General features: G+C 30.8%; 13 protein-coding genes. 2 read left to right on the top strand and 11 right to left on the bottom strand.

All coding sequences use genetic code 11. The features are described from left to right. Positions 1-3 precede the first annotated feature (3 nt). A complete protein-coding gene (locus ACFQ5N_RS02700; protein WP_386807522.1) occupies positions 4-1896 on the top strand; it encodes a pyruvate carboxylase subunit B in 1893 nt (630 codons plus the stop codon). A 78-nt stretch (positions 1897-1974) separates the two neighbouring features. On the opposite strand, the gene ACFQ5N_RS02695 is transcribed toward ACFQ5N_RS02700, so the two are convergent. From ACFQ5N_RS02695 to ACFQ5N_RS02645, 11 genes are all read right to left on the bottom strand, one after another. Beyond that, complete coding sequence (locus ACFQ5N_RS02695) at positions 1975-4239, bottom strand: TonB-dependent receptor (RefSeq protein WP_386807520.1); 2265 nt, start codon at positions 4237-4239, stop codon at positions 1975-1977. Positions 4240-4639: 400 nt separating this feature from the next. Then, entirely contained in the window at positions 4640-4825 is a 186-nt protein-coding gene (locus ACFQ5N_RS02690; RefSeq protein WP_386807519.1) for a YgaP family membrane protein, read from the bottom strand. 11 nt (positions 4826-4836) lie between these two features. After that, complete coding sequence (locus tag ACFQ5N_RS02685; RefSeq protein ID WP_386807518.1) at positions 4837-5145, bottom strand: hypothetical protein; 309 nt, start codon at positions 5143-5145, stop codon at positions 4837-4839. A gap of 95 nt (positions 5146-5240) precedes the next feature. Then, the gene (locus ACFQ5N_RS02680; RefSeq protein ID WP_386807516.1) at positions 5241-8438 is read right to left on the bottom strand and encodes an efflux RND transporter permease subunit; all 3198 of its coding nucleotides are present in this window, start codon (positions 8436-8438) and stop codon (positions 5241-5243) included. 2 nt (positions 8439-8440) lie between these two features. Beyond that, on the bottom strand, positions 8441-9511 hold the full coding sequence (locus tag ACFQ5N_RS02675; protein ID WP_386807515.1) for an efflux RND transporter periplasmic adaptor subunit: 1071 nt from the start codon (positions 9509-9511) through the stop codon (positions 8441-8443). A gap of 22 nt (positions 9512-9533) precedes the next feature. Beyond that, entirely contained in the window at positions 9534-10856 is a 1323-nt protein-coding gene (locus ACFQ5N_RS02670) for a TolC family protein (protein ID WP_386807514.1), read from the bottom strand. Between the two features lie 137 nt (positions 10857-10993). Beyond that, entirely contained in the window at positions 10994-12037 is a 1044-nt protein-coding gene (locus tag ACFQ5N_RS02665; protein WP_386807513.1) for an AI-2E family transporter, read from the bottom strand. A 35-nt stretch (positions 12038-12072) separates the two neighbouring features. Beyond that, entirely contained in the window at positions 12073-12927 is an 855-nt protein-coding gene (locus ACFQ5N_RS02660; RefSeq protein ID WP_386807512.1) for a TerC family protein, read from the bottom strand. A gap of 2 nt (positions 12928-12929) precedes the next feature. Next, complete coding sequence (locus tag ACFQ5N_RS02655) at positions 12930-13301, bottom strand: hypothetical protein (RefSeq protein ID WP_386807510.1); 372 nt, start codon at positions 13299-13301, stop codon at positions 12930-12932. A 10-nt stretch (positions 13302-13311) separates the two neighbouring features. Further along, positions 13312-14655: an adenylosuccinate lyase gene (gene purB, locus ACFQ5N_RS02650; RefSeq protein WP_386807508.1), complete on the bottom strand. Its 1344-nt coding sequence runs from the start codon at positions 14653-14655 to the stop codon at positions 13312-13314. 50 nt (positions 14656-14705) lie between these two features. Beyond that, positions 14706-15284 (bottom strand): adenylosuccinate lyase, encoded by a 579-nt coding sequence (locus ACFQ5N_RS02645; RefSeq protein ID WP_386807506.1) that lies wholly within the window; start codon positions 15282-15284, stop codon positions 14706-14708. Between the two features lie 180 nt (positions 15285-15464). Here ACFQ5N_RS02645 and ACFQ5N_RS02640 point away from each other — a divergent pair, with 180 nt between their 5' ends. Next, complete coding sequence (locus tag ACFQ5N_RS02640) at positions 15465-16451, top strand: DUF1028 domain-containing protein (RefSeq protein ID WP_386807504.1); 987 nt, start codon at positions 15465-15467, stop codon at positions 16449-16451. The last annotated feature ends 1 nt before the right edge of the window (position 16452 follow it).

Here is a 16452-nt window from a genome sequence, read left to right as displayed (position 1 = left end):
AAAATGATGAATTACGATAAACACGGGGTATTAGAAATGTCCAAACTTGAGTTTGGAGCAGATCGTATAAAAGCAGATAATCCAATTAAAATTAATGATGTAAGTTTACGTGACGGTCACCAATCTTTATTTGCCACTCGTGGTAGAACTGAAGATATGTTACCAGTTGCTGAAATGATAGACAATGCAGGTTACAACGCCGTTGAAACTTGGGGTGGTGCAACTTTTGATTCTATGCATCGTTTTTTAGCTGAAGATCCTTGGGAAAGATTAAGAACTTTAAAGAAGGTGATGCCAAAAACACCTTTTTCAATGTTATTACGTGGGCAAAATGTTGTAGGTTACCGTAACTATGCTGATGATGTTGTAAAAGCCTTTGTTCAACGTTCTATAGATAATGGAATGGATATTTTCCGTTGTTTTGATGCGTTAAACGACTACCGTAATTTTGAAACTGCAGCACAAGTAATTAAAGATAATGGTAAACATTTTCAAGGTGTAGTTTGTTATACATTAAACCAACCTCGTTTAGGTGGTGAAGTTTATAATATGGAGTATTACTTAAATAAAGTAAAAGAATTGGTTGCCTTTGGTGTAGATTCTATCTGTATTAAAGATATGGCCGGTTTAATTGCTCCGTATGATATTTACAATATGATTCGTGAAATTAAGAAATTCACAGATATTCCTTTAAACTTGCATACACACTTTACTTCAGGTATGGGTGATTTAGCTATTTTTAAAGCAATTGAAGCAGGAGTTGATATTGTAGATACTTGTATTGGGCCTTATGCTTACCGTACTTCTCATCCAGCAGTTGAACCTATTATTATGTCTTTATTAGGTACAAACCGTGATTCTGGTATGGATATTAAAAAGATTACAGCTATTGGTGAAGAAATGGAAAAATACATTCCAAAATACAAGCACTTAGATAACAATCCTAAATATGCAACTACTGATATTAATGTAATTCTTCACCAAACTCCAGGTGGAATGCTTTCTAACTTAGTAAACCAGTTAAAAGCAATGGATGCTTTAGATAAGCTTCCTGAAGTTTTCCGTTTATTACCAAAAGTACGTAAGGATTTAGGAAATATTCCATTAGTAACTCCAACATCTCAAATTGTTGGTGTACAAACTGTGAACAATGTTTTATTTGATTCTTATGAAGGTGAATATGCTCAAATTACAAAAGAGGTAAAAGATCTTTGTTTTGGATTGTACGGTAAAACTACAGAGCCAATTAATCCTGAAGTTCAAAAGAAAGCTTTACAAGATTACCCACGTGGTGAAGAGCCTATTACAGAACGTCCAGGGTCAATATTAGAGCCTGAAATGAGTGAAGTTAAGGATAAATTTAAAGATCTTGCTAAAGATGTTGATGATGAAGTTTTATGTGCTTTATACCCAATTACAGGTAAAAGATTCTTAAAATGGAAATATGGTTTAGAAGAGGTACCTGCTGATGTGAAAGCTAAAACTATGGCTGAAGTAGAAAAGGAAGAAGAGTTAATTGCCAAAGCTTTATCAGGAGAACTTACAGCTGCAAATAAAGGAAATTCTGCAATGACTGAAATGGAAGTTATTGTTGATGGTGAAAAGTTTAATGTTGCAATTCCAACAGGAAAAGCGGCGGCTAGACCAAAACGTAAGAAAAAAGCAGCAGTTGAGCAAAGCGATCAAAATGCGTTAACAGCTCCTATTCCAGGGATGATTGTTGAATTTAAAAAGCAAAATGGTGATACTGTAAAAGCTGGTGAAATGGTTGTTGTACTTGAAGCAATGAAAATGATGAACAACTTTGAAGCTCATAAAGATGGAGTTATCTCAGGTATTAAACATGAACCTGGAGATTCTGTTTCTAAAGGAGATGTATTGTTTGTTATTGAATAACAAATAGATTTCATATTAAATAAAAAAGGTAGCCTGAATTTTTTCAGGCTACCTTTTTTTATAGCTATTAATAGTAGTTTAAATTTTAAATTTAAGACTCGCTATAAAGTTTCTACCAATATTTGGAATTCCGTCAGATTTTAAACGTGATAAATGTGAAACATATGTTTTATCTAAAGCATTATTTAAATTTAAGCTTAAATTTAAATCTACTTTTGAAACTACAAATGTAGCGCCCGCTCCAATATTTAATAGGTTGTATCCTTTTGAAGCTGTTTCAAAACCGCTTACATTGTTTTGATCAAAATTGCTTTCTAATGTAACAGTAGCAAAACCGTTGTTTAACCAATTTTTTATATTGAATTCAGTTCTAACCGTATTCACTAATTTATTAGCAGGAATTAAAGGTAAATAATCACCATTACGTTGTTTTCCAACTACAGTTTCAAAACTACTTTGAAGGTGTAACCAATCTAAAGGGTGCGGATGTAAGTGAAATCCAAATTCTCCACCATACAATTCTGCATTTTCTTGTGTATATTGGTAAACGTCATATCCGTCTTCAATTTCTCCTGTTGGATTGATAAAAATATAATCATCAATATAATTGTAAAAACCATTTGCATATAATTCAAAGTGTTTAGAATCATATTCTAATGCAACATCAAATTGAATGTTTCGCTCACTATTTAAGTCTGGATTTCCAATTTCAAAACGATTTGAACCGTGGTGTACACCGTTTGATGTTAGTTCAGCTAAATTAGGCGCTTTAAATCCTGTTGCCGCATTAAATCTACTCGTAATATTTTTAAACAATAATGTTTTATATCCAAGAGATGCAGAAAAATTTTGATAATCATTATTTAAAGCTTCAAAAGTGTGAATTTCATCATCGTGTTGCACTAAATGTTCTTCAGTATTTAAATCTCTTATGTCAAAACGAATTCCACCTTGTAAACTACTGTTATTTTTAAAATCGTAGGTACTTGTAACTAAAAATCCAATATCATTAATTGTTGCATTTGGAATTAAAATTTCTTCTCCATAATTGGTGTTTGTTTGATGCATTCCTTGAACACCTACTATAGATTGAAAATTACCAATTTTTGGCAAGTGCCATTTTGCATCATAGCTAAAGGTATTTAATTCAAGGTTAAGAGAAGGATCTGCAAATTCATCTTCGTGTTCATCCTCATCCTCGTGTTCATCTTCTTCATGTTCGTGCTCTTCAAATTCCTTTCTGTCGTTTGTTGTATAACCAAAAACAGTTGAAATTTTAGAGTTGTTTAAGTAAAAAATAGTATTTAAACTCACCATTTTTGTAGTTAAATCTTGGTACGGAAGTAACGGTGTTGTATTGCTGTTTTGTGCTCCAATTTCTTCAGGAATACCTACATTTGAATGGTTAAAAGAAAAACGTGCAGTACTTGATATTAACTTATTATTGAAGCCAATTGCTGCATTAAAAATTTGTTCGTTATAGCGAGAGTTGGTCACATTACCATCGCTTGGCGTTTTATAATCGCTATGTTGATTAAAAGCACCATTTGCTAAAAATTTCCAAGAATTATATGATTGTTTTACTCCAATTGAGGTGCCAATTCCTTGAGTATTGCTAAAGTAAGATTGATTTGCGTATAGGTTAAATGTATTGTCATCTGCAAATTTTACAGGATTCAAATACAAAACACCACCTAAAGCATCAGAACCGTATAGTAAAGATGCAGGTCCTTTAATTACTTCTACACTTTCAATGCTTGAATCATCTACACCTAAACCGTGTTCATCTCCAAATTGTTGATTTTCAAGGCGTATTCCTTGTGAATACACCAGAACTCTGTTTCCTCGAAGTCCTCTAATAACAGGTTTTCCAATTCCTGTACCTGTAGAAACTTGAGATACACCAGGAATTAAATTTACACCATCAATTAATGTGGCAGCACCTTTATTTTTTAATTGTTGAACCGTAACTTTATCAACTTTCATAACATTTTCAGATTGTAATCTGTTAAATGGTGTTGAAATTATTACTTCATCCATATGAAAAACAGCTTCTTGTAAAACTATATTTAATTCAATAGGTGCTTCTTTTAGTGTAATTGTTTTAATTTGAGTTTCGTAACCTAAATAATTAAAGGCTATGTGAAATGTATTATTTGGTAAATTAGTTAATTCGTAATTTCCATTTTCATTTGTTGAAGTTCCTTTTTGAAGTTCTTCAATAAAAACTTCAACCCCATTTAAAGGTTTATTTTGTGCATTGGTAATTGTTCCAGTTATTTTTTGTTGTGCAACTGAAATATATGATACGGCTATAAATAATAGCGACATGTATATTCTCATGTGAGTATATTTTTATTGTTAATTATGTATTTAAAAACGAAATTAAAGCAATAAAAATGGTGGCGCTCGTGAAGATTTATAATAAAGTTGTACAGAATAAGTATGTTCCTTAAAAGCAGGAATATATTTGTTTGAAGTTTCTTTTTGAAAAGAAATATCTTCAGAAATAAAATCAATGGAGTTTTGATTTATTTTAAAATGAAATACGTCACAATTTAATTTATGTGAATCTATATGAATATCACTTTCAAGACAAATGTGTTCGTGATGTTCAAAAGAGTGTATAAACTGTACTGCAAATGGTAGCAGTACAGTTATAATTAATACACTTGAAATTATATTTTTAAAAAATTGTTTAATGCCATTCTAAATTTAGAATGCAAATGTAGATAAAAAAACATTAATCTTTTACCCCTAATTTACTTAAAATAATTTCAAGTAAACACCATTTTGTAAAACCGCGTTGAAATAAATTGGCACCAACAAAAGCCGTAAACCATAGCCAATTAGGGTTTACATAATGTGCTAAAGCCAAGCTTATTAAGATAAAGGTTCCTGGTATAATGTTCATTAATCGTGATTTCATTTTTATAGTTTTTAGTTAATAAATTTTTCAATATCTAATACAACTGCTTTTATTGAATTTTCAGTCTTTTTTTGTGAGTTAAAAACTTCAATATTTTTAAAGATTGTTTCAATTTTATCTTCAGAAGTGAAGGAGAAGTACAATTTAGAATCAAAAGAATCTCTATGTGCTGAAAACCAATTGTCTTGTATGTTATTTCCATTAAAGAATTTATGCCCTTGAATATCTGAAGAGCTGTACACTACAATTTCTGAAGTTTTAAAAAGATTGCAAACGTCTTTTTCAAATTCAGCTATGCTTGTTATTAATAATAATTTCATTTTTTTTAGGTTTAGTTACCTATTAAAATATAAGTAACATTTATATTAAGTTTTAGGTAGTAATTCAACCGTGTTCAATTACTACCTAAATTGGTTTATTTTTTATCTTCGTGCTTATGTTTTTCAGTCATATAATAAACTAAAGGCACTACAATTAAAGTTAATACGGTTGCTGTAATTGTTCCTCCCATTAATGAAATGGCAAGCCCTTGAAAAATTGGGTCAAATAAAATTACAAATGCACCAATTACCACAGTTCCTGCAGTTAATAGAATAGGTGTTGTTCTAACAGCACCAGCTTCAATTGCAGCTTCTTTTAAAGGAATTCCGTCTTCTAAACGCAATTCAATAAAGTCAATTAAAAGTACTGAATTACGTACCATAATTCCTGCAAGTGCAATCATACCAATCATAGATGTTGCGGTGAAAAATGCGCCCATAAGCCAATGACCTAAAATAATACCAACTAATGAAAGTGGAATTGCAACTAACATTACAAGCGGAGCTTTAAAGTTTTGGAACCAACCAACAATTAACAAGTAAATTACAAATATTGCAATTGCAAAGGCAGCACCTAAATCTCTAAATACTTCATAGGTAATTTGCCATTCACCATCCCATTTTACAGTATAATCATCTTCGTAAACTGGTTGTTGATTGAATTCTTCATTTAACGTAAACCCTTCTGGTACTGTAATTTCATCCAATCTATCGCTCATATTTAAAATTCCATACACAGGACTTTCCAAAGCTCCGGCCATATCAGCAACTACATACACCACTCGTTTTTGGTTTTTTCTATAGATAGATTTTTCTCTAATTTTTTCTTCAACCTTAATTAAATCTCCAATTGGAATTGCCATTCCCATTTGAGAAATTACTTTCAATTGTTTGATATCATTTATTGAAGATTTTTCTTTTTCATCCAAAGCTAGAACCACCCCAATTTGATTGTTTGCAGCTGTATTGTACAGTGTGGAAATTGGCTGTTCAGAAAGTGCCATTTTTAAGGTAGCAACTATTTGTTGAGGTGCAATTCCATTTAACATTGCCTTTTCTTTGTCTACAACAAAATTATACTCAACTTGGTCAGCTTCTACTAAATTATCAACATCTACAATATCATCTGTAGTAGCAACAATATTTTCTAATTGCTTGGCAATTTTAATTTGTTCTTGATAATCTGGTCCGTAAACTTCAGCTACAATTGTTGACATTACTGGAGGTCCTGGCGGAACTTCAACTAATTTTACATTTGCATTAAATTTCTTTCCAATTAATTGAATATCAGCTCTTAATTTTTTAGCTACATCATGACTTTGTTCAGAACGTTGAGATTTATCAATCAAATTCACCTGTATATCTGCCATATTTGAGCCTCCACGTAAATCGTAATGACGAACTAATCCGTTAAAAGTAATAGGAGCAGAGGTACCTACAAAACTTTGGTAATTGTCAACTTCTGGTCTTTGAGACAAATAATTAGCAATTTCTCTAGTAACAGCTGAAGTTTTCTCTAACGGACTACCTTCAGGCATATCTATTACTATTTGAAATTCATTTTTATTGTCAAAAGGTAACATTTTTACTGCTACACCTTTAGTGAAAAATAGTGTTGTTGAAGCCAATAAAAGCAAGGTTGTAAAACCTAAAAACAGCCAACGTTTTTTAGGATTGTTTAATAAAGGTCTTTCAATTTTATTATACAATTTGTATATAAATGAAGTCTCTAATCCTTGTTCTTTTTTCTCTTCTTGAGTTTCTTTTTCTCTTAAAATATAGTAACCTAAATAAGGTGTAATTGTTAAAGCAACAAACAATGAAATAATCATAGCGATTGATGCACCAATTGGCATTGGACTCATATAAGGGCCCATTAAACCAGATACAAAAGCCATTGGTAATACAGATGCAATTACTGTAAAAGTGGCTAATATTGTTGGGTTTCCAACTTCATTAATTGCATAAATAGCAGCTTGTTTAAAAGGTAATCGCTTCATTTTAAAGTGCCTGTGCATATTCTCAGCAATAATAATTGAATCATCAACTACAATACCGGTTACAAATACCAAGGCAAATAAAGTAATTCTGTTTAACGTATAATCTAGCATATAATAGCTAAACAATGTCATTGCAAATGTGATTGGAACCGAAAGGAATACCACCAATCCACCGCGCCAGCCCATAGCTAACATCACCACAATTGTAACCGCAATAATAGAACCCATTAAGTGCATTAATAATTCAGAAACTTTATGTGAAGCTGTTTCACCATAATTTCTGGTTACTGTCATATGCACATCATCAGGCAATAAATTTTGTCTTAAATAGTCAACTTTTGCTAATATTTTTTCAGAAATTTTCATAGCATCAGCACCTTTTCTTTTTCCTACAGAAATGGTTACCGCTGGATATTCAGAAGAATACGTATTTGAAAGTTCATTGGCTTTACCGTACCCAAAAGAAACATATTCTTTTGAAATTTCTGGTCCGTCAGTAATAGTTGCAATTTGCTTTAAATAAATTGGCATATTTTGTTGTACACCAACCACTAAATTTTCTACATCTTCTTTTGTTTTTAAAAAGTTACCAGTATTTACAAGATACTCTGTATTATTTTTGTCAAAACTTCCTGAATTTAATTGTTGATTATTGGCTTGAATTTTTTGTGTTATACTTAGCATGTCTAAGCCAGTTTCAGCCATTTTATCTTTATCTAAAACTACACGAAGTTGACGATTTCTTCCTCCAATTTGTTTTGTAATTGCAACATCCGTAATTTTTTCAATCTCGCTAGTTAGCTCACTTGAAATTTGTTTTAATTGAAAATCGTCATAATTTTCACTCCATAATGTTAAAGCCAACATAGGCACATCATCAATAGCTCTTGTTTTTACCAGCGGCATTGAAACTCCTTGTGGCATTTGATCCATATGCTTCATAATTTCATTATAAAGCTTTACAAACGAGCGTTCAATATCTTCACCTACATAAAACTGAACAATTAACATCGCTTGTTCATTCATTGAGGTAGAATATACATATTCTATACCTTTAATATTCGAAACAATTTTTTCTAAAGGTTTTATAACTCTAGATTCCACTTCTTGTGGACTTGCACCAGGATAACTCACAAAAATATCAGCAATTGGCACATCAATTTGTGGTTCTTCTTCTCTTGGAATTAAATACGAACTATACACACCAATAACCATAAACATGACCATTAGTAAAATAGTAAGTTTTGAATTCATAAAAACTTTGGCAATACTACCAGCTAATCCGTCCTTCATAATTATTGAATGTTTAATTTAGATCCGTTCACTAATTTGCTTTCAGAAGAAAGAATATATGTTTCATCTGCAGATAAACCTGATAATACTTCTACATTTTCTCCAGAAGTTTTTCCAAGGCGTAACCAACGTAGTAACGCAGTATTGTTTTGACTTACTACATAAACACCTTTTAATTCACCTTTTTTTATAATTACAGCACTAGGAATAAATATTGATGAACTTTCAATACTTTTTTCTGAAGGAAATTGTACTGATGCAAACATACCAGACAATAGTTTAGCATCACTTTTATCTAATAATACTTTTACTAAATATTGACCACCTGTATTTTTTGCTGAAGAACTTACTTCTGTAACTTTTCCTTTAATAATATTGTTGGTAGATTTTACAAGTACATTTACCGTTGCACCATTTTTAATAGCAGTAATTTCATGTTCAGGAACCATTGCCATTACTTGAAATTTACCAGGTGTTTCAACACTTAATAAAGGCATTCCAGGGTTTGCCATATCACCTTTGTTAATGTATTTTCCTGTTACAATTCCGCTAAATGGAGCTGTAATGTTTGAATATGAAAGTTGTGCTTGTACTTGGTTTTTCATTTGATTTGCAGCTTCTAAACGCGCTTTTGCCATTTCGTAATTAGCAGTCATATCGTCCATTTCTTTTTGAGATGCACTGTTCTCTGAAAATAAAGTTTTGTAACGGTTGTAATCTTTTTCAGCATTTTTAAATGCTGCAGTAGCTTCAATAATAGAAGCATTTACTTGACCTTGTTGCGCAGAAATATCTGCACTGTTAATACTAATTAGTAATTGTCCTTTAGAAACTTTATCACCCACATTTACGGCTATATTATTTACATATCCCATATTTCGTGTACTTATGGTTGCATTTTGTACAGCTTCAATTTTACCACTTGCGCTTATAAATTTTCCGTTTCCAGCTAAAGGAGTAGCGGTTTTTACATTTACAGTTGGTCTATTGTCAACAGTTTCTTTTTTATCTTCTCCACAACTTACTATTAAGATTAAAGTTGCAATTGCTATTATTTTTGTAATATTTTTCATGTTGTATAAGATTGTGTCGTGTTTATTTAGTCAGAAATTCTACGTATGATTTTGTGAAATTATAGTTGAAAACGGTTTGTAAATATTCTAGTTGTTTTTGTAAGTATTGAGTTTCAGAAATTAATAAATCTGAAGATTTTTCTAGTCCTTCTTCAAATCTATTTGTTCTAATTCTTAAAGCTTCTTTAGCTTGTTCAACAGCTAAGTTGGTTAAGTTTAAGGTGTTTTCAGCATCTTTTAATTGACGTTTAGCTTTATTGAATTCTAGTTCGCTTTTACTCTTATATTCATTTAAGTTTAAAGATGCTTTGTTGAATTCAGCTTTTGTTTTTTGGGTTTCACCAATTCTTTTATATCCTTCAAAAATGTTCCAAGATAATTGAGCTCCTACTAAATAACCTCCAGAATTAGTTTTAAAAATATCTTTATCATACATTTCATAGCTTCCAAAGGCATTTAAACTTGGAACAAAACCTAATTTTGATGCTTTGTACATATGGTTGTAAGCATTCGTACTTTCTTCCATAGCTGCTATGTCTGTTCTGTTTGTGGTAAATGCTACATTGTAAATATTTAAATCAAGTTCAGCGTTTAATACATTTGATGGTTTTAAAACAGCTTCATTTGTATCGCCAATTAAATGTTTTACATAGTCTGATGCATTTATAATATTGCTTTTTGCCGTTTGTAATTGGTTTTCAACTTCGGTTACATGAATTTCAACTAATAAAACATCGGCTTTTTGCATATAACCTTGCTTAAAATTATTGTCGGCTAATTTTTTATTGGCTAAAGCAGCTTTTTTTGCATTTTCTAAAACATCTACGGCTTTGTACGCTAATTGCAATTGCATATAAGCTTTGGTAACTTCTAAAGTCATATAATCTTTTGTTCTAAGAGATTGCAATTCAATAGCATTCATTTTAGAACGTGCAGCTTTTCGCATTTGAAATCCATCCATATTAAAAATAGGTTGTTCAATTTCAAATTTTGTAGCAAAATTGGTAGTGCTTTCAGGATCGTTTAATAAATCTGGATTGAAATCTTCAGCAGTTAAAATTCCTTGGTTTAATTTTGAACCAAAAGCCATTAAAGGATTGGTAGTTGCGATTCCAGAATATGAAACATTAATGTTTGGAAGAAAAACTGATTTTGTTTGATTGTATGCTGCTTTTGCTGCATTTAAATCTTCTTCAGAAATTTTAATTGTGTAGTTATTTTCTACTGCTTTTGATAATACTTCTTCTAAAGAAATTGAAGTTTCTTGTTGCGCATTTATACTTAAAAAGCTACTTAAGAAAAATGTCAATAAGATAATGTGTGTACCTCGCATAGTTTTTTGCATTTTTTAGTTCAATGCAAAAATAGAGGAGGTAAGCTACACGAATCGTCATAAACATTACAGTGTTATGTAACAATTATAACATCGTATTTAATTTAAGGAATTAAATAGTGCTAAAAAAGGGGATTTTTGTTTTATAATTATTGCTGTTTGCCCGACAAAAAGTTAGCTGCAAATTTTGTTTTTGGGTTTTGTTCTAATATTATTTTGATAAAAACTGTTAAAGGAATTGCCATAATTAAACCAGGAATTCCCCAAATATAACCCCAAAGCATAAGCATTACTAAAATAGTAATAATGTTTATTGAGAATGATTTCCCCATAAAAATAGGTTCTAAAATTCCACCAAATAATACTTGAACGCCTGTTATTGTTAGCACAAAGAAGAATAGTGTACTGTTAGGGTCAATTTGCACAAAGGCAAAAATGGCCAATAAAATTACTGAAATAAAAGACCCAATCATTTGAACAAAGTTAATGGCAAATGTAAATAAGCCCCAAAAAATTGGGAAATTAATATCAAAAAATACACACGCCAAACCAACTCCTATTCCTGTTCCTAAGCTCACAAGAATTTTAACTTTTATGAATTTAATTAAATCATTTTCAATTTTCATAAAAGTTTTTACCGAAGCATATTTTTGTTTTAAAATGGTATTATTCATTAATTTTTCAAAATTAATAGATTCGGCAAGCCATAAAACCACAAAAAATGCGGTCATTAATGTCATTGTTAAGGTTTTTCTAATAAAATCTATGGTAGTTCCAAAGTTTTCAGAAATATTATCAGCTTGTATAAAATTTGAAAATATAGAACCTCCGTCAGCAATATATTCTATTCCAAAAAATTCATGCGCAGCAATGACTAAATTGGTAATTTTAAATTTAGCACTTTCTAAAAATGCATCATCAACAGCTAAAATTTCTTTACTTGACAATTTTATAAGTTCTCCGGTAATTTTAAATAGCACTCCAAAAATTAGAAGAATCACAAATATACTTATAAATTTAGGTACGTTTCGTTTATTAAACCATCGCATTAATGGTAAAAAAATTAATGCAATAAACATAGATGCAATTAGCGGAATAAAAATAAATGACAATAATTTTAGAATATAAAAAACAAGAGGAATTACTATGATTAATAGTAAGGTATTTGTTGTTTTTGTGTCTTTTAAGCTCATTGTTGTTGCTTCTATTTTAAAAATAGAGAAAAGTGTTATTTATCTAATATTTTAGTATCCTTTAGCTTTTCATCAACTATTGTTGAGTTGTGAAGCTGGACAGGATTTTTTCTTTTCTTCATTTTTAAATTGATAAATTCAACAAATAAAGAGAAGAAAATTGCAAAGTATAAATATCCTTTTGGTATGCTATGAACTGGGTTTCCAAAAAACTCAAAATGAGCTAAATGAGACCCTTCTGCTAATAACATTACACCAATTAGTAGTAAAAATGATAATCCAAGAATTTGAATAGTAGGATGTTCATTTACAAACTTACTTACCGGCCCTGCGAATATGAGCATAATGATAATGGATACAATAATGGCGATAATAATAATTGCCATTCCGCCAAAATAACCAAAACCTACAGGAACTGCATCAAAACTCACCAAGCCAATTGCTGTTAAAATACTATCAAAAGAAAACACTAAATCTAGCATAACAATTTGAATAATAGCACTTGAAATGGTTTTACTGGCTTTTGCTTTTGTGCCTTCTTCTTGGCCTTCTAATTTATGGTGAATTTCAGCAACACTTTTGTAAAGTAAAAATACACCACCGGCTATAATTATTAAACTTTGACCAGTAATTCCTGCATCAATCCAGTTGGTTTCTATTTTAAAAATAACAGTTTGCAGTTTTAGCACCCATGAAATACCAAACAGCAACGCTATTCTAAAAACCATAGCTAATAACAAGCCAATGTTACGCGCTTTTGGTCTGTCTTTTTCTTCAAGTTTATTAGAAACTATTGATATAAATACAATGTTGTCTATACCTAATACAATTTCTAAAAAAATTAGTGTTAACAGTGCAATCCAAGTAGATGCTTGTAAAAATATTTCCATAATTAATTAGCAGTTTTTATGATTTCTCCTTTTTGCACAAAATTTGAATGGCCAATAACGGCTTCAAATTCATAAGAGTCTTTTTCAATACTTGTTATTTTAACATGAATAGGATCTTCATCAATTGCAGTTTTTGGATGCAACATTTGTAATGTATAGTTAAAATTGTTTTTCCAAACAATTGATAAAGTATCTATTCTATCTACATATTTTTCTATTTGAAGGGAATCTTGCCTAATAATAACAGTTTTTTCGTAACCTTTTCCTGCCGGAATTTCAAATGTTCCTGTTTTAAAACGGTCTGGGTTTAAAGGTTCATTTTTACAACTTACTGTAAGCGTAAGTATTGCTATTATAAAGGCAATTTTTTTCATAGTTGTAAATTTATATTCCTGTATAGTTACTAGGAGTAATAGCTTTTAATTCTGTTTTAATTTCGTTTGATACGTCTAAACTATCAATAAAATCAGCCATAGATTTTTGCGTGATCTTTTCATTAGTTCGTGTCAATCCTTTTAATGCTTCATATGGATTTGGAAACGCCTCTCTTCGTAAAATTGTTTGAATTGCTTCAGCAACAACTGCCCAGTTGTTTTCTAAATCTTCTTCAAAAGCTTCTTTGTTTAATAGTAATTTGTTCAATCCTTTTAATGTAGAAGCAAAAGCAATTAATGTATGTCCAAAAGGCACACCTACATTTCTTAATACTGTTGAATCTGTTAAATCACGTTGTAAACGAGATAAAGGTAATTTAGCCGCTAAGTGCTCAAATAACGCATTTGCAATTCCTATATTTCCTTCTGAATTTTCAAAATCAATAGGATTTACTTTATGTGGCATAGCCGATGAACCAACTTCTCCTTTTTTAATTTTTTGTTTGAAATAGTTGCTAGAAACGTATGTCCAAATATCTCTATCTAAATCCATAATAATATTGTTAATACGTTTCATCGCATCAAAAATACCAGCCATATGGTCGTAGTGTTCAATTTGAGTTGTAGGGAAAGAGTGGTGTAATCCTAAAATATCTTCCACAAAATGAGTACCAAATGTTTTCCAGTCAATGTTTGGGTATGCTACTTTGTGAGCGTTAAAATTTCCTGTTGCTCCACCAAATTTTGCTGCGTGTGGTGTGTGTTGTAAGTGCAGTACTTGTTGGTTTACTCTCTCAACAAAAACAAACATTTCTTTTCCTAAACGAGTAGGAGAAGCAGGTTGCCCATGTGTACGTGCAAGCATAGAAACTTCATCCCATTCTTCTGATAAATCAGCTAATTTTGAAGTTAATTTATCTAAAGAAGGATAGTAAACTTCTTCTAAAGAATCTTTAATAGACAATGGAATTGCAGTATTATTAATATCTTGAGATGTTAATCCAAAGTGAATAAATTCTTTAAATGCTTGTAAATTTAAAGCATCAAATTTTTCTTTAATAAAATATTCAACAGCTTTTACATCGTGGTTGGTAATGCTTTCAATATCTTTAATTTTTTGCGCATCTTCAGAAGTGAAATCAACGTAAATTGCTCTTAATTGAGGAAAAAGTGTGTGGTCAAAATTTGCCAATTGTGGTAAAGGAATTTCGCACAAGGCAATAAAATATTCAATTTCTACTTTTACTCTATATTTAATAAGGGCTTCTTCTGAAAAATAAGAACCTAAACTTTCTACTTTACTTCTGTATCTACCATCAATTGGAGATATTGCGTTTAAACTTGTTAATGCCATTTGTTAGTTTTGTGTTGAAAAATGCAAAATTAATGAAATTAAGCCAAAAATTACAGATTTATTTTTTTGTTTATAAGTAGTAACGTCATCTTTCCCCGAGCCTTATATGCTGCGCTTTCGTGAATTATATTTTGTTGAATAATAAGTTTTAATTCTTCGTGTACCCAATCGTAGTTTTTTCCAAATAAAGCCAAAGCATTCATAGTATATGCTTTTACAGCAACTTTATGGTTGCTAATCATCCAATCAAACCCAGTTTCAATTATGGCGTCAATATGTTTTTTTTGAAGAAATTCTTGCAATATGCTTTTATTTTTTGAAGTATATGCAATGGCTATAAAATTACAAATTTTTGAAAAAGAACGTACAGCACTACCAAAAACAACGGTTGAAATTTGGGTTGTAAAGTAATCTAAATAAGGTGTTATCCAATCTAACTGTTGTTCTAAGACCAACTCTAAACTCCAAGCAGCTTTTATAGATAGTTTGTTGTCTGTTTCAAACGAAACTTCTATTAAAAAAGGTAATAAATCAGGATTGTTTAATACTAAATTTGCAACTCGTAAACGGTTCACGCGTTTTGCGTTTTGCATTGCTTCAAGTTGACCTATTAAATATTGTTTATTCATTTTTTTTAATCTTCTTTTTTTTGGGCGAAAGCTTATACATTAAATATCCAAAAGCTATAATAACGTGTAAAATTACCACTGCAACTAGGGTGTAATACCAAAAGTTTGAAAGTCCCATTTTAAATTTTAATTTAAATGTAAAAAAAGAATAATTATCTTTAAACCTTAAATATACAAATTATGAAATTTTACACTGTACTTTTATGTACTTTAATTTTTTGTTTTGAAGGTTTTTCACAACAAGTTTATTCAAAAAAAGAACCATTTGCACATACTTATTCTATTGTTGCTAGAGACACTATCACAGGTGAAATGGGAGTTGCTGTACAATCTCATTGGTTTTCTGTAGGCTCATTGGTAACTTGGGGAAAAGCTGGTGTTGGTGTGGTTGCAACTCAATCATTTATCAATCCATCATTTGGTCCTAGAGGTTTAAGTTTGTTGGAAAATGGGCTTACTCCAAAATTAGCAGTAGAAACCTTATTGGAGTTAGATGAAGGTAGAGATGTGCGACAATTGGCAATTTTAGATGTTCACGGAAATGTTGAAGCTTACACAGGTAAAAACTGTATTGAAGCTGCTGGGCATATTGTTGGTGATAATTTTTCTGTGCAAGCCAATTTAATGGATAAAAATACAGTTTGGCCAGCAATGGCAAAAGCTTTTGAGCAAACCAAAGGAAGTTTAGCAGAGCGTATGTTAGCAGCTATGGAAGTAGCTCAAAAAGAAGGCGGAGATATAAGAGGAAAACAATCGGCTGCTATTTTGGTTGTTAAAGCAAAAAGTACAGGAAATAGTTGGCAAGATAAAGTAGTTGATTTACGAATTGAAGACCATGCAAATCCTATTCAAGAAATGAGACGCTTATTAACAATACATACGGCGTATGAATTTATGAATAAAGGTGACGCTGCTGTTGAAACTGGAAACAATAAACTTGCGAAAGAGCATTATATGCATGCGCAAGAATTAAATCCAACAAATTTAGAAATGCAATTTTGGTATGCCATAACTTTGGCAAATAATGGTGAATTAACACAAGCAAAAGCTATTTTAAAAAAAATATTTGAGCAAGATTCTAATTGGAGAACCTTAACTCCAAGATTGGTAAAACCTAAATTACTTCTAGTTTCAGAGGATGATTTACAAGAAATTTTAAAATTGTAAT

Source organism: Lutibacter holmesii, from assembly GCF_042679665.1.
Lineage (GTDB): Bacteria > Bacteroidota > Bacteroidia > Flavobacteriales > Flavobacteriaceae > Lutibacter > Lutibacter holmesii.
The sequence above is the reverse complement of the archived record's forward strand: the minus strand, read 5'-3'. Positions and strand labels throughout refer to the sequence as shown.

Coding starts and splice junctions, on each gene's coding strand:
- ACFQ5N_RS02645 (WP_386807506.1), bottom strand. CDS start 15,284: ATGAATAAACAATATTTAATAGGTCAACTTGAAGCAATGCAAAACGCA.
- ACFQ5N_RS02670 (WP_386807514.1), bottom strand. CDS start 10,856: ATGCAAAAAACTATGCGAGGTACACACATTATCTTATTGACATTTTTC.
- ACFQ5N_RS02665 (WP_386807513.1), bottom strand. CDS start 12,037: ATGAGCTTAAAAGACACAAAAACAACAAATACCTTACTATTAATCATA.
- ACFQ5N_RS02655 (WP_386807510.1), bottom strand. CDS start 13,301: ATGAAAAAAATTGCCTTTATAATAGCAATACTTACGCTTACAGTAAGT.
- ACFQ5N_RS02695 (WP_386807520.1), bottom strand. CDS start 4,239: ATGAGAATATACATGTCGCTATTATTTATAGCCGTATCATATATTTCA.
- ACFQ5N_RS02700 (WP_386807522.1), top strand. CDS start 4: ATGATGAATTACGATAAACACGGGGTATTAGAAATGTCCAAACTTGAG.
- purB (WP_386807508.1), bottom strand. CDS start 14,655: ATGGCATTAACAAGTTTAAACGCAATATCTCCAATTGATGGTAGATAC.
- ACFQ5N_RS02675 (WP_386807515.1), bottom strand. CDS start 9,511: ATGAAAAATATTACAAAAATAATAGCAATTGCAACTTTAATCTTAATA.
- ACFQ5N_RS02640 (WP_386807504.1), top strand. CDS start 15,465: ATGAAATTTTACACTGTACTTTTATGTACTTTAATTTTTTGTTTTGAA.
- ACFQ5N_RS02660 (WP_386807512.1), bottom strand. CDS start 12,927: ATGGAAATATTTTTACAAGCATCTACTTGGATTGCACTGTTAACACTA.
- ACFQ5N_RS02685 (WP_386807518.1), bottom strand. CDS start 5,145: ATGAAATTATTATTAATAACAAGCATAGCTGAATTTGAAAAAGACGTT.
- ACFQ5N_RS02680 (WP_386807516.1), bottom strand. CDS start 8,438: ATGAAGGACGGATTAGCTGGTAGTATTGCCAAAGTTTTTATGAATTCA.
- ACFQ5N_RS02690 (WP_386807519.1), bottom strand. CDS start 4,825: ATGAAATCACGATTAATGAACATTATACCAGGAACCTTTATCTTAATA.